The 13662-nt window shown below is 69.3% G+C and carries 12 protein-coding genes; 8 read left to right on the forward strand and 4 right to left on the reverse strand.

Annotated features, from left to right (window positions below):
* Positions 1-10: 10 nt before the first annotated feature.
* Together AWC17_RS01235 and AWC17_RS33775 are read right to left on the reverse strand one after the other, a co-directional pair.
* Positions 11-1249, reverse strand: coding sequence for a type II toxin-antitoxin system HipA family toxin (locus AWC17_RS01235; RefSeq protein WP_046185747.1), 1239 nt, complete (start codon positions 1247-1249; stop codon positions 11-13).
* Positions 1246-1473, reverse strand: coding sequence for a helix-turn-helix domain-containing protein (locus AWC17_RS33775; protein WP_046185751.1), 228 nt, complete (start codon positions 1471-1473; stop codon positions 1246-1248). Before AWC17_RS33775 ends, AWC17_RS01235 begins: the two co-directional genes overlap by 4 nt.
* A gap of 240 nt (positions 1474-1713) precedes the next feature.
* Between AWC17_RS33775 and AWC17_RS01245 the strand changes: the two genes are divergently transcribed.
* Together AWC17_RS01245 and AWC17_RS01250 are read left to right on the forward strand one after the other, a co-directional pair.
* Positions 1714-3147 carry an acyl-CoA synthetase gene (locus AWC17_RS01245; protein WP_046185748.1) on the forward strand — a complete coding sequence of 478 codons (1434 nt, stop codon included), beginning with the start codon at positions 1714-1716 and terminating at the stop codon, positions 3145-3147.
* Positions 3148-3338: 191 nt separating this feature from the next.
* A complete protein-coding gene (locus AWC17_RS01250; protein ID WP_046185752.1) occupies positions 3339-4634 on the forward strand; it encodes an MFS transporter in 1296 nt (431 codons plus the stop codon).
* A 6-nt stretch (positions 4635-4640) separates the two neighbouring features.
* Here AWC17_RS01250 and dapD read toward each other — a convergent pair whose 3' ends face one another.
* Complete coding sequence (dapD, locus tag AWC17_RS01255) at positions 4641-5594, reverse strand: 2,3,4,5-tetrahydropyridine-2,6-dicarboxylate N-succinyltransferase (RefSeq protein WP_141224394.1); 954 nt, start codon at positions 5592-5594, stop codon at positions 4641-4643.
* A 36-nt stretch (positions 5595-5630) separates the two neighbouring features.
* Here dapD and dapE point away from each other — a divergent pair, with 36 nt between their 5' ends.
* Complete coding sequence (dapE, locus tag AWC17_RS01260) at positions 5631-6695, forward strand: succinyl-diaminopimelate desuccinylase (protein ID WP_046185750.1); 1065 nt, start codon at positions 5631-5633, stop codon at positions 6693-6695.
* Here the strand turns inward: dapE and AWC17_RS01265 are convergent.
* Positions 6692-8806, reverse strand: coding sequence for an ATP-binding cassette domain-containing protein (locus AWC17_RS01265; RefSeq protein WP_167385531.1), 2115 nt, complete (start codon positions 8804-8806; stop codon positions 6692-6694). The two genes, dapE and AWC17_RS01265, sit on opposite strands and share 4 nt — an antisense overlap.
* Positions 8807-8867: 61 nt before the next feature.
* Between AWC17_RS01265 and AWC17_RS01270 the strand changes: the two genes are divergently transcribed.
* The 5 genes from AWC17_RS01270 (at position 8868) to AWC17_RS01290 (ending at position 13660) form a co-directional block, all read left to right on the forward strand.
* Entirely contained in the window at positions 8868-9431 is a 564-nt protein-coding gene (locus tag AWC17_RS01270) for a TIGR00730 family Rossman fold protein (protein ID WP_047322216.1), read from the forward strand.
* A gap of 69 nt (positions 9432-9500) precedes the next feature.
* Positions 9501-11285: a long-chain-acyl-CoA synthetase FadD6 gene (fadD6, locus tag AWC17_RS01275; RefSeq protein WP_046187126.1), complete on the forward strand. Its 1785-nt coding sequence runs from the start codon at positions 9501-9503 to the stop codon at positions 11283-11285.
* Positions 11286-11448: 163 nt separating this feature from the next.
* Positions 11449-12273 carry a dihydropteroate synthase gene (gene folP / locus AWC17_RS01280; protein WP_047322250.1) on the forward strand — a complete coding sequence of 275 codons (825 nt, stop codon included), beginning with the start codon at positions 11449-11451 and terminating at the stop codon, positions 12271-12273.
* Positions 12270-13259, forward strand: coding sequence for a glucosyl-3-phosphoglycerate synthase (locus AWC17_RS01285; protein ID WP_085164153.1), 990 nt, complete (start codon positions 12270-12272; stop codon positions 13257-13259). The genes folP and AWC17_RS01285 overlap by 4 nt, the downstream gene beginning before the upstream one ends.
* A gap of 50 nt (positions 13260-13309) precedes the next feature.
* Positions 13310-13660: a DivIVA domain-containing protein gene (locus AWC17_RS01290; RefSeq protein WP_046187028.1), complete on the forward strand. Its 351-nt coding sequence runs from the start codon at positions 13310-13312 to the stop codon at positions 13658-13660.
* Positions 13661-13662: the final 2 nt, after the last annotated feature.

Below are 13662 nucleotides of genomic sequence, written 5' to 3' on the forward strand. Positions count from 1 at the left end.
TGGGTGTCACCTACATCAAGGTGGCAATGCGTGATCGAAGCATCTCGGACAGCAATTCGGTTTGGCGCTCGCCAAACCCGATCTCGTTGCAGCGCTCTGGCCATTGGGCTGCCGCATCGACGATGTCGTCGATCATGTTGGCAGGCGCCCGTTTGCGTAGACCAAGTAGGGCCGCTGATTCCAAGAAATGGTTGCGGTTCAAGCGATTTGCGCGCCCATAGAGCGGCAGCGCCATTGGGTCGCGCCATCCGGTGTAGGGCTGCGTTGTGAGCAGGTCATATGCGGGTGTTGGCCGCCAAAAGCCGTCCGGGCAATAAATTGACAGATTCTTGCCATGCAGGTCCCCATTGCCGATAAGCCAGGAGAACACCACAATCCGCAGGAGCTCGAGGGCGGCCGCAGCCCGCGAACCTCCGCCGCGCGCGCAGTTGTCAGCCAACGTTGCGATTGCCGTCTGGGCGTGGATGCGGTATTTCGCGGCCGGGTAGACGGCGGCGACTTGGCACGCATCCTCCTGAGCGATCCGGACGTCGCCCTGGCGGTCAAATCGGTCGACCAACAGTGCGCTTCGTCCGTGCGCGTCGTGGATTAGTTGCGTTCTGGCCGCGCGCAGTCCGCAATCGACCGCCATCTGCATAAAGAAGTGTTCGTTTTCGACGAGTCGAGGAAATCCCGTCGGTGGATTCAACTTGAGGATGGCCGGCCCCGTTTGAGTTCTCGTGGGTGTCGACCACATAGCAGCACTGACTTTGGGTTGAACTCCCGAAAGTCCGACGGGATCGGCTTCGACAGAGCCAGTGAGGCGTCTGAAAACCGCCTGGAAGTCAGTGTCTTGCGCGGGGACGAACATCGGCTCGCGTTCTGGAGGCGTGGCGCCGGCAGGTACAACGCGAACGTTCCCGATGGTGTCGGCGCCGATGGCAAGAAGAAGGGTGAAATGGTCGTCCACCGATGTTTTGGTCGACGATGTCACCACCCCTAGTCGGACGCCTTCGGGCAACAATCCGGCAAAGAACGGCGGAACCGCGCCGCCGGTAGTTGTGAGCGGGTATTGCCCGTCCACCGGAAGAGACCAGGACACCGAATGGGTGCGGATAGTCAGCGCGGTTGGTCTCGGGTCCACTGGCTCCGGGTCGTGGTAGTCAAACCGGATCTGGTCGCCGGCCAGACGAGCTAGGTTGGCGACGACCTTATCGTCGAGGTAGACGTCGGCTTCTCCGACTTCTCGAAGGTCGGATGGTCGGATCATGCCGGTGCGGGGCCAGCGTCGTCGGCGGTCGTCACGCCCAGCCGAAGCCCCAGTACTTCGGCTATCTCGACCAGCGATGCGAGCTTCACCGATCCGGTGGCGTATTCGAGGGCTTGGACGCTGTATCTCGAGACGCCCGAGAGGTCGGCCAAGAGTTGCTGGGTAAGCCCCAGTTGAAGTCGCCTCGCGGCGAAAAGTTGCCCTATGCGTGTTATTTCAGGCAGAGGTGAGCGGGGCGGCGGGCTCGTCCTGCGAGGGCCTCGCGCACTACTCCCAACGCGTGATTTTTCAGGCATAAGAGGCCTTCTCTGCTGGCAAAGCTTTCCCGGCACACGTTATGCATAATTTTTCATGCATAGAACCATGGTGGGCGACCGCATAGCGTTTGTCAAGGCATAATGCTCGATTTCTCAGGCATTAGCACTGCCGACTGTCGCACTGCCGCGTCCGGGTAACCTGCTCACGTGCTGCTGGCGTCCCTGAACCCCGCGGCGGTCACCGCCACCGACATCTCCGACGCGGTACGCATCGACGGCGCCGTGTTGAGCCGCAGCGACCTGGTCGGCGCCGCCACGTCGGTGGCCGAGCGGGTCGCCGGTGCAGACCGGGTCGCGATCCTGGCCACGCCCACCTCGGCGACCGTGCTTGCGGTGACCGGGTGCCTGATCGCCGGCGTGCCCTTCGTCCCGGTGCCGGCCGACGTCGGCGCGGCCGAACGCCGGCACATGCTCACCGATTCGCGGGTGCGGGCGTGGCTCGGCCCCGTGCCGGATGAGCTGGAAGGGCTGCCGCACATCCCGGTGCGATTGCACGCCCGGTCCTGGCACCGCTACCCCGAGCCGTCGCCCGACGCCACCGCGATGGTCATCTACACCTCGGGCACCACCGGCCTGCCCAAGGGTGTGGTGCTGAGCCGGCGGGCGATCGCCGCCGACCTCGATGCCCTGGCGGAGGCCTGGCAGTGGACGGCCGACGACGTGTTGGTGCACGGGTTGCCGCTGTTTCATGTGCACGGGCTGGTGCTGGGATTGCTCGGGTCGCTGCGGGTAGGAAATCGGTTCGTGCACACCGGAAAACCGACGCCGGCGGGCTACGCATCGGCCGGGACGGCACACGGAGGAACGTTGTATTTCGGTGTCCCCACGGTGTGGTCGCGGGTCGCCTCCGACGAGGACGCCGCGAGGGCGCTGCGCCCGGCGCGGCTGCTGGTCTCCGGGAGCGCGCCGCTGCCGGTGCCGGTGTTCGACCGGCTCGCCCAGCTCACCGGGCATCAGCCCATCGAACGGTACGGCGCCTCCGAATCGCTGATCACCCTGTCGACCCGCGCGGACGGCGAGCGACGCGCCGGGTGGGTGGGCCTACCGCTCACCGGCGTGCAGACCAGGCTGCTCGACGACACCGGCGGGGCGGTGCCAAACGACGGGGAAACCGTTGGGCGCCTTGAGGTTCGGGGCCCGATGATGTTCGACGGTTACCTGAACCGTCCCGACGCCACCGCCGAGGCTTTCGACGCCGACGGCTGGTATCGCACCGGCGATGTCGCGGTCATCGACGGCGGGGGGATGCACCGCATCGTGGGCCGCGAGTCGGTCGACCTGATCAAGTCCGGCGGCTACCGGATCGGCGCCGGCGAAATCGAAACGGCGCTGCTCGGGCATCCCGGGGTGCAGGAGGCCGCGGTGGTCGGCATGCCGGACCAGGACCTGGGCCAGCGCATTGTCGCGTTCGTTGTCCTCTCGGGGTCCGGCGCCGCCGAACCCAAAGCCGACGACCTGATCAACCATGTCGCGCAACAGCTTTCGGTGCACAAACGGCCGCGCGAGGTGCGCCTCGTTGATGCGTTGCCCCGCAACGCGATGGGCAAGGTGCTGAAGAAGCAGTTGCTGGCCGACGGCTGACCCCGTCGGCCGCTGCGCCCATGACACCCAGCAAGTTGCCAGCTCCGGCGCCGGGCGTGACCGTGAAGCTTCACCTACCGTCGTAACCGTGTATCGATGCGACCGGACAATGAGCGGCCCCCGTGGGTGAGCCGAATCGGTCCGTGGGCACCGCTGCCACGATGGCGGCCGCCACGGCGCCTCCCACCCCGATGCGGCGGATAGCGGCCGCCTGTCTGGTGGGCTCGGCGATCGAGTTCTACGACTTCCTGATCTACGGGACCGCGGCGGCACTGGTGTTTCCCACGGTGTTCTTCCCGCGCCTCGGCCCGACGCTGGCCGCGATCGCCTCCATGGCGACGTTCGCGACGGCTTTCCTGTCCCGCCCGTTGGGCGCGGCCGTCTTCGGATACTTCGGGGACCGGCTGGGCCGCAAGAAGACGCTGGTCGCCACGCTGCTGATCATGGGCGCGTCAACCGTCAGCGTGGGCATGGTCCCCAGCACGGCGTCGATCGGTATCGCAGCGCCATTGATCCTCATCGTCCTGCGGTTGTTGCAGGGGTTCGCGCTCGGCGGCGAATGGGCCGGGTCCGTTTTGCTGAGCGCCGAGTACGCCCCCGCCGGCAAACGCGGCTGGTACGGCATGTTCACCCTGCTCGGCGGCGGCACCGCAGGAATCCTTGCCAGCCTGACCTTTCTCGCCGTCAACCTCACCATGGGTGAGAACAGCTCCGCGTTCATGGAGTGGGGATGGCGGGTGCCGTTCCTGATCAGTAGCGGACTGATCGGTATCGCCCTCTATGTGCGGCTGAACATCGACGAGACTCCCCTCTTCGTGGAGGAGACAGCCCGCGACCTGGTGCCCAAAGCGCCGCTCGCGGAGCTGTTGCGGTACAAGCGGCGTGAGATCATGCTCGTCGCAGGCAGTTTCCTGGGCGGCATGGGCTTCGTCTACCTGGGCAACACGTTCCTCGTCATGTACGCCCACAACCATCTGGGTTATTCGCGGAGCTTCATCTGGGGCGTCGGCGCGCTGGCCGGCCTCACGAGCATGGCGTGCGTGTCGTTCTCGGCGTGGATCTCCGATCGAGTCGGGCGACGCAGGGTGATGTTGTGCGGGCTCGCGGCGTGCCTGCCGTGGGCGTTCGCGGTCATCCCGCTGCTGGACACCCGCAATCCGGTGTTGTACGTGGTCGCCGTCCTCGGCATGTTCGCCGCCGCGGCGGTGGCCAACGGGCCCACGGGTGCCTTTGTTCCCGAACTGTTCGCCACGCGCTATCGCTACAGCGGCGCGGCGGTGGCGATGAACCTCGCCGGCATCCTCGGCGCGGCCGTGCCGCCGCTGATCGCGGGCACCTTGCTGGCGACCTACGGTAGCTGGGCGATCGGGCTCATGATGGCCACCCTCGTCATGGCCAGTTTCGTGTCTGTCTATCTGCTGCCCGAAACCAGGGGAACCGCGCTTCGCGCCGACCCGGCCGCCGAGAAGGTCCCTGCCGACGTATAGCCGCCCTCAGTTGGCGTGCAGGTCCTCGTTGAGGGCGATGCCCTGACCGCCGCGGGCCACCACCTCGACGGCCCCGCTGACCGAATTGCGGCGGAACAGCAGGTTGTTGCCGCCGGACAGCTCGAGGGCCTTCAGCACCTGGCCGTCGGGCGTGGCGACCTTGGTGCCCGCGGTCACGTAGAGGCCGGCTTCGACGACGCAGTCGTCGCCCAGCGAGATGCCCAGGCCCGCGTTGGCGCCCAGCAGGCACCGCTTGCCGATCGAAATGACTTCCGTGCCGCCGCCGGACAGCGTGCCCATGATGGATGCGCCGCCGCCGATATCCGACCCGTCACCCACCACCACGCCGGCTGAGATGCGGCCTTCGACCATCGAGGCGCCCAGGGTGCCGGCGTTGTAGTTGACGAAGCCCTCGTGCATCACCGTCGTCCCCGGCGCCAGGTGGGCACCCAGCCGCACCCGGTCGGCGTCGGCGATGCGCACCCCGGTGGGCACGACGTAGTCGACCATCCGCGGGAACTTGTCGATGCCGTAGACGGTCACCGGGCCGTGCCGGCGCAGCCGGGCCCGAACCGCCTCGAACCCTTCGACCGCGCACGGTCCGCGGTTAGTCCACACGACATTGGTCAATACCCCGAACAAGCCGCCGGCGTTCAGCCCGTGCGGCGCCACCAACCGATGCGACAGCAGATGCAGCCGCAGGTAGGCGTCGTAGGCGTCGGCGGCCACGTCGTCGAGCGAGCTGATGACCGTCCGCACCGCGATGCTCTCGGTGCCGCGGTCGTCGTCCCTGCCGACGAGTGGGGCCAGCTCCGGGGGGACATCCGACAGGGCGAGGCGCGACGTGCCGCCGGTGCCCGACTCGGTCAGTTCCGGTGCGGGAAACCACGTATCGAGGATCGATCCGTCGGCAGCCAGCGTCGCCAGCCCGATGCCTACAGCTCCAGTCACGGCGGTCAGGTTACTTGCTGCGCGGCAGCGGATAACCTGGGACCCGTGCTGGACTTGCGCGGTGACCCGATCGAGCTGACCGCGGCGTTGGTCGACATCCCCAGCGAATCGCGAGACGAGGCGCGCCTGGCCGACGAGGTTGAGGCCGCGCTGCGCGCCCAGACCTCCGGCTTCGAGATCGTTCGCAACGGCAATGCCGTGCTGGCGCGGACCAGGCGCCAGCGGCCCTCGCGGGTGCTGCTGGCCGGGCACCTGGACACCGTCCCAGTCGCCGGCAACCTGCCCAGCCGCCGCGAGAACGGCGACCTGTACGGATGCGGCGCCGCGGACATGAAATCGGGCGATGCCGTCTTCCTTCATCTGGCCGCCACCGTCGCCGAGCCGGTCCACGATCTGACGCTGGTGATGTACGACTGCGAGGAAATCGACGCGGCGGCAAACGGTTTGGGCCGCATCGAGCGTGAGTTGCCGGACTGGCTATCCGCCGACGTGGCCATCTTGGGCGAACCCACCGGCGGATACATCGAAGCCGGCTGCCAAGGCACGCTGCGCGTCGTGGTCTCCGCAACCGGGACCCGCGCCCACTCGGCGCGGCCGTGGTTGGGCGACAACGCCATTCACAAACTGGGCGCCGTCCTGGATCGGCTGGCCGCATACACCGCCCGCACCGTCGACATCGACGGTTGCGAGTATCGCGAGGGCCTGTCCGCCGTGCGCATCGACGGCGGCGTCGCGGGCAACGTGATCCCCGACGCGGCCGCGGTGACGGTGAACTTCCGCTTTGCCCCAGACCGGTCGGTGACCGCGGCGCTCGAGCACGTGCACGAGGTGTTCGACGGGCTCGACGTGCACATCGAGCAGACCGACGCCGCCGCGGGCGCGCTGCCCGGGCTGTCCCAGCCCGCGGCCAAGGCCCTGGTCGAGGCCGCCGGGGGACAGGTCCGGGCGAAGTACGGCTGGACCGACGTCGCACGGTTCGCCGCGTTGGGCATCCCGGCGGTCAACTTCGGGCCGGGCGATCCCAACCTGGCGCACCGGCGCGACGAGAGCGTTCCGGTCGCCAACATCACGGCCGCGGTGGCCATGCTGCGCGGGTACCTGGGCGGTTAGCGAGCCCGGCGCCGCTCCGCCTGCGCAACGGCATCGGCGGCCGCGGCGCGCATCCCCACCGCCGCCAGGTCGTCCGCCACCGCCAGCAGTGCCGCATCGTCGCCACCCGCCAGCGCCCGCGCATGGGCGAGTGCGAGTTTCCCTGCGGTGCAGTCGATCTCGTCGCAGAGCCTGGCCAGCGGATCGGCCGCACGGGTGTCGCCGAGGCGCACGGCCTCGTGCCAGGCGCGCATCGCCACGGCCCGCTGCCCACCGCGTTCGGCCATCCGGGCGGCGTCTCGCGCGGCGGCCACCGCGCCGTGCGCGTCGCGCATCGAGGCCAGCCGCCACGCACGGGCTACGCCGAGCTCCGGCGCGAACAGCGCCGACTTGGTTCCGTGCCGGGATTCGGCCCTGCCCAACGCCTTTCCCGCGGCGGCGATGTCTCCCTGCTGGGCCAACGCGGTGGCCAGCAGCGTCAACGACAGCGGCCCCCACGAATAGCCGGTGCGTTCCAGCGTCGCGGCCGCCGGGCCGAGTAGCGCTGCCGCTCGGGCGAATTCACCGTCGGCGAGGAGCACATGGGCCAGCAGCACCTCACCGATGGCGCGACCAGGCTGCTGCAACTCGGCGAAATCGGTGAACTGCTGGGCGAGTTCACGGGCCCCATCGAGCCGGCCCGCCATCAACAACGCGGTGGTCTGCCCCAACCCGATCGTGAACCGCAGCAATCCGGGGTGTTCGGCGCCCAGGGCGCGTTGGGCCAGCGGCTCGACGTCGTCGAATCGCCCCTGCCGCGCCGCGCACAGCGCCGCCGCGCTGGCCGCCCAGGCCACCGCCTGGTCGTCGGCGTCCGGTGCGGCCAGCACCTCGCCCGCGACCTTCACGGCGTGCCCGACGTTGCCGGCGTTCATCGCGAACGTGGCGCTCAGCGCGTCGAGCGTGGTGCGCGCGCCCGCGTCCGTGACGCGATTGCGGATGGTGCGCAGGAACGCGGTGGCCCGTTCGGGCTCGCTGAGCATCCAGAACTGGTTGGCCGCGCGCAGCAGCGTCCAGTCCATGAGGGCGGCCTCGGTCAACGCGGTGGGGTCCAGGCCGGCCAGCACCGCGTCGGCCTCGCGGCCGCGGCCCTGCCACGCCAGGGCGTGTGCCAGCGCCAGCCGTGCCGCCAACCCGCCGGATCGCTCCAGCGCCGATCGGGCCAGTCGTTCGCCCAGGGCGAGGTCGCCCAGCCGCAGCGCCTGCTGTGCGGCGGCGACCACCTCGGCCGTCGGCTGGGGGGCGTCGCTGTCCAGGGCCAGCGACGCCAACCGCAGCCGGTCGCTGAGGTGGTCCGACGGATGCTGCGATAGCAGCCGCACCAATTCGGTGCGTCGTTGGCGCGCGCCGTCGCCACCGAGCGCGGTGCGCGCTCGGGCGGCGAACAGCGGGTGGGCCGTGTACACCACCGGGTCGTCCGAGGCTCCGCCGCGCTCCCGTGTTTCCGCCGCCCCGCACTCCGCCGCCTCGCCAACCGCGTCCGCGCCGGTGAGGGCGCTCAGATCGGCGAGCGACAGCGGTTCCGCGACGGCGAGATAGTCCAGCACCGACCGGGCCGCGGCGGGCATTTCGGCGAGGAACGCGTCGACCTCGGCCGGCGTGGTCCCGCCGGGCGGTTCGATGTCGATTCGCGGGAGCAGGCCGTCGGCCCAGAGTGCCGCGATGGCCTCGGGAGACGATTCGGCGCGGGCGGTGACGATCATCTTGGCCGCGCCGGCCAGCGCCAACTGGTACACCAGCGTGGCCGACAGGACGTCCAGGTCGTGGGCGTCGTCGACGACGAGCAGCAGGTCGTCACCGTCCAGCGATGCCCGGGCGGCGCGCAACAGCGCGGCCGGCTTACCGATGTCGGCGATCTGCACCAAGTGGCTGAAGGCGCCGAACGGAACCGCGCGTTCGGTCGGGGTGCCGGTGACCCAGCGGATGCGCGCGCCGGGATGCCGGCGGCCGAAATCTTCGGCGGCCAACCGGGCCAACGTGGACTTGCCGCAGCCGTCCGGCCCGAGCACGACGGCCCCCCGCCCGGCTGCCAGCGCCGCGTCCAGCCGCTCCGAAGCCGATGCGTGCTGAGGGACGTTCCATCGAATCGGCACCCGCCGGATCTTATTGCGCGCGGTATGCGTGCCGCATCGGGCTTGGTCTACGTTTCGTTGTATGCGCCCGGAACGCGATCCGTCAGCCGCCTGGGCGGTGTGCGTGTACTGCGCGTCGGGCCCCGAGCACCCCGAATTGCTCGAGCTCGCTTCGGAACTCGGCGAGGCGATCGCCGGGCGCGGCTGGACCCTGGTGTGGGGCGGCGGCCGGGTCTCGGCGATGGGTGCGGTGGCCAGCGCGGCGCGCGCCCGCGGTGGCCGCACCGTCGGCGTCATCCCGCAGAACCTGATGCGCCGCGAGGTCGCCGACGCCCACGCCGACGAGCTGATCGTCAGCGAGACCATGCACGAGCGCAAGCACGTCATGGAAGAGCGCGCCGATGCGTTCATCGTGCTGCCCGGCGGCGTTGGCACCCTCGACGAGCTGTTCGACGCCTGGACCACGGGTTATCTCGGCGTGCACGGCAAACCCATCGTGATGCTGGACGCTTTCGGGCATTACGAAGGCCTGTGGCTGTGGTTGTGCGGATTGGTCGACAGCGGCTACATCTCGCAAGCGGCGATGGACCGGTTGGTGCTGGTCGACAAGGTGAGCGCCGCCGTGGAGGCGTGCGCGCCCGAATGAGGGCGCCGGCAATCTGATCACCCCTACTAGGCTGGCCGCCGAGTTGTTTACGCAGAATCGAGGGATGACGTGGCCGATCACGACGGGGGAGCGCGCACGGCGGTCAAACTGACCGATATCGCATCTCGGGCGCCGGGCCTGCTGGCCGACATGCCGGTGATCGTGCGCGGGGCGATGACCGGGCTGCTGGCCCAGCCGGGCTCCAAGAAATCGATCGGCACGGTGTTCCAGGAACGGGCCGCCCGCTACGGCGACCGGATCTTCTTGCGGTTCGGCGATCAGCAACTGACCTATCGCGACGCCAACGCCGCCGCGAACAGGTACGCCGCGGTGCTGGCCGCGCACGGCGTCGGCCACGGCGACGTCGTCGCGATCATGCTGCGCAACTCGCCCAACGCGGTGCTGACGATGCTGGCCGCGGTCAAGTGCGGCGCGGTCGCCGGGATGCTGAACTACCACCAGCGCGGCGAGGTGCTGGCGCACAGCCTGGGCGTGCTGAACGCCAAGGTGTTGATCGCGGAGACCGACCTGGTCAGCGCGGTGGCCGAGTGCGGCGGGTCGGGCACCACGGAGACGATGACCGTGGAAGACCTGGAGCGATTCGCCGTCAGCGCCCCCGCCACCAACCCCGCGTCGGCGTCGGCCGTGCAGGCCCGGGACACCGCGTTCTACATCTTCACCTCGGGCACAACGGGATTCCCGAAGGCCAGCGTGATGACCCACCTGCGGTGGCTGAAGGCGCTCGCGGCGTTCGGCGGCATCGGGCTGCGGCTGAAGAGCTCCGACACGCTGTACAGCTGCCTGCCGCTGTACCACAACAACGCGCTGACCGTCGCGTTGTCGTCGGTGATCAACTCGGGCGCGACGCTGGCGTTGGGCAGGTCGTTTTCGGCGTCGAAGTTCTGGGATGAAGTCATCGCCGCCGAAGCCACGGCGTTCATCTACATCGGCGAGATCTGCCGATACCTGCTCAACCAGCCACGCAAGGCCACCGACCGCGCGCATCAGGTGCGGGTGATCGCCGGCAACGGGCTGCGACCGGAGATCTGGGACGAGTTCACGAATCGGTTCGACGTCGGCCGGGTCTGCGAGTTCTACGCCTCCAGCGAGGGCAACACCGCGTTCATCAACGTCTTCAACGTGCCCAGGACGACCGGCGTCTTCCCGATGCCGTTGGCTTACGTGGAGTACGACCCCGACACCGGAGCCCCGCTGCGCGACGACGACGGGCGGGTACGCCGGGTCCCCCCGGGGCAGCCCGGCCTGCTGCTAAGCCGCGTGAACCGGCTGCAGCCGTTCGACGGCTACACGGACAAGGAGTCGAGCGAGAAGAAATTGGTGCGTAACGCGTTCCGTGAGGGTGACGTGTGGTTCAACTCCGGTGACGTGATGAGCCCGCAGGGCCTGGGGCACGCCGCGTTCGTCGACCGCCTCGGTGACACGTTCCGGTGGAAGGGGGAGAACGTCGCCACCACCCAGGTGGAGGCGGCGTTGGCGTCCGACGAGTCCGTGGAGGAATGCACGGTTTTCGGTGTCGAGATCCCCCGCACCGGCGGCCGCGCCGGGATGGCCGCGGTCAAGCTGCGCGACGGCGCGGACTTCGACGGCAAGTCGCTGGCCCGCGCGGTGTACGGCCAGCTGCCCGTCTACGCGTTGCCGCTGTTCGTGCGGGTGGTCGAGTCGCTGGAGCACACCACGACGTTCAAGAGCCGCAAGGTCGAGCTGCGCGACCAGGCCTACGGATCCGACGTGCGCGACCCGCTGTACGTGCTGGCCGGCCGCGACGAGGGCTACGTGCCGTACTACGACGAATACCCCGACGAAGTGGCCGACGGTAAGCGGCCGCAAAGCTGACGTTTCCGTTTACGCCCACTGTGCGGCTGGCCGCACACCCGATCCCAGGGCCGCACCCGGTGCGGTGACCGGGCACCATAGACGTGTGCATTCGACACCGTCGGCGTCCGCCGGCCAATCAACCTGGTGCGGCCGTCCGGTTGCCGGCGATCGCCCGCTGATCATGGCGATCGTCAACCGCACCCCCGACTCGTTCTACGACAAGGGTGCGACCTTCAGCGACGAGGCCGCCCAGGCCGCCGTGCACCGGGCCGTCGCCGAGGGCGCCGACGTCATCGACGTCGGCGGGGTCAAAGCGGGCCCGGGCCAGGAGGTCGACGCGGACACCGAGATCGCCCGGTTGATCCCGTTCATCGAATGGTTGCGCGGCGCCTATCCGGACCAGCTGATCAGCGTTGACACCTGGCGCTCCGAGGTGGCCAAGGTGGCCTGCGCGGCCGGGGCGGACCTGATCAACGACACCTGGGGCGGTATCGACCCGGCCCTGGCCGAGGTCGCCGCGGAGTTCGGCGCGGGCCTGGTGTGCTCGCACACCGGCGGCGCGCTGCCCCGCACGCGTCCGTTCCGGGTGAGCTATGGAACCAGCACACGCGGCGTCGTCGACGACGTCATTCGCCAGGTCACCGCCGCCGCCGAGCGTGCGGTCGCCTGCGGGGTCGCCCGCGACCGGGTGCTGATCGACCCCGCCCATGACTTCGGCAAAAACACCTTCCACGGGCTGCTGCTGTTGCGCCACCTGGAAGATCTTGTTAATACCGGGTGGCCTGTGCTCATGGCTTTGAGTAACAAGGACTTCGTCGGGGAGACTTTGGGTGTGGAATTGACCGAGCGGCTCGAGGGAACGTTGGCGGCCACCGCGCTGGCGGCGGCCGCCGGTGCCCGAATGTTTCGCGTGCACCAGGTCGCCGCGACCCGACGGGTGCTGGAAATGGTGGCCTCCATCCAGGGAACACGCCCGCCGACGTGCACGGTGAGGGGGTTGGCATGACGGCATCGGACCTGGTCGCCGGCGACCTTACCGACGCCGCGGCGCTGGCCGCGCGGCCCGGCGACACGTGGCTGTCCAATCGCAGCTGGAACCGTCCGAGCTGGACCGTCGCCGAACTCGAGGCCGCGAAGGCGGGGCGAACCATCTCGGTGGTGCTGCCGGCCCTCAACGAAGAAGAAACCATCGAATCGGTGGTCGACAGCATCTCACCGCTGGTGGACGGGCTGGTCGACGAGCTGATCGTGCTGGACTCCGGCTCGACGGACGACACCGAGATCCGGGCTGTCGCCGCCGGCGCCCGCGTCGTCACCCGTGAGCAGGCATTGCCCGAGGTGCCGATCCGGCCGGGCAAAGGGGAGGCGCTGTGGCGCTCGCTGGCGGCCGCCAGCGGCGACATCGTCGTGTTCGTCGACTCCGACCTGATCAACCCGCACCCGATGTTCGTGCCGTGGCTGGTCGGCCCGCTGCTCACGGGTGACGGCGTTCGTCTGGTCAAGAGCTTTTACCGGCGGCCGCTGCAGGTCGGCGACGTGGGAGGGGGTGCCGGCGCCACGGGCGGCGGACGGGTCACCGAGCTGGTGGCGCGGCCGCTGCTCGCCGCGCTGCGGCCGGAGCTGGGCTGCATCCTGCAGCCGCTGGGCGGGGAGTACGCGGCCACCCGCGAATTGCTGACGTCGGTGCCCTTCGCCCCGGGCTACGGCGTGGAGATCGGCCTGCTGCTGGACACCTTCGACCGGCTGGGCTTGGAGGCGATCGCCCAGGTCAACTTGGGTGTGCGCGCCCACCGCAACCGGCCGCTCGCCGAGCTGGGCGCTATGAGCCGCCAGGTCATCGCGACCCTGCTCTCGCGCTGCGGGGTCCCCGACTCCGGGGTCGGGTTGACGCAGTTCTTCGCCGACGGTTCCGAGGGTTACGGCTATACCCAGCACACCTCGCCGGTGTCGCTGGCGGACCGTCCGCCCATGAAGGTCCTGAGGCCGCGCTAAGGCCACGCTGCTTCATCGCGGTGTCGGCGGCATAGGGCAGTATCGACGACGTGGCGTTGGTGTTGCTTTACCTGGTAGTGCTGGTGCTGGTGGCGATCGTGCTGTTCGGCGCGGCCAGTTTGCTGTTCGGTCGCGGTGAACAGCTGCCGCCCCTGCCGCGGGGGACGACCGCGACGGTGTTGCCCGCCTACGGTGTGACCGGCGCGGACGTCGACGCCGTCAAGTTCACCCAGGTGCTGCGCGGCTACAAAACCAGCGAGGTGGACTGGGTGCTGGACCGGCTCGCCCGCGAGCTCGAGGCACTGCGCGGCCAGCTGGCCGCGGTGCACGCCCCCGCGGCGGCCGCCGGAGGAGATGCCAGCGCCGTGGAACCCGACGACGGCGAGGATCGTCAGGACTAGAT

The sequence above is a fragment of the Mycobacterium nebraskense genome, from assembly GCF_002102255.1.
Lineage (GTDB): Bacteria > Actinomycetota > Actinomycetes > Mycobacteriales > Mycobacteriaceae > Mycobacterium > Mycobacterium nebraskense.

Excerpts from the sequence above, each read along its gene's own strand:
- AWC17_RS01235 (WP_046185747.1), bottom strand. The coding sequence starts at position 1,249 with ATGATCCGACCATCCGACCTTCGAGAAGTCGGAGAAGCCGACGTCTAC.
- AWC17_RS01270 (WP_047322216.1), top strand. The coding sequence starts at position 8,868 with ATGCGCCCGGAACGCGATCCGTCAGCCGCCTGGGCGGTGTGCGTGTAC.
- AWC17_RS01285 (WP_085164153.1), top strand. The coding sequence starts at position 12,270 with ATGACGGCATCGGACCTGGTCGCCGGCGACCTTACCGACGCCGCGGCG.
- AWC17_RS01250 (WP_046185752.1), top strand. The coding sequence starts at position 3,339 with ATGCGGCGGATAGCGGCCGCCTGTCTGGTGGGCTCGGCGATCGAGTTC.
- folP (WP_047322250.1), top strand. The coding sequence starts at position 11,449 with ATGGCGATCGTCAACCGCACCCCCGACTCGTTCTACGACAAGGGTGCG.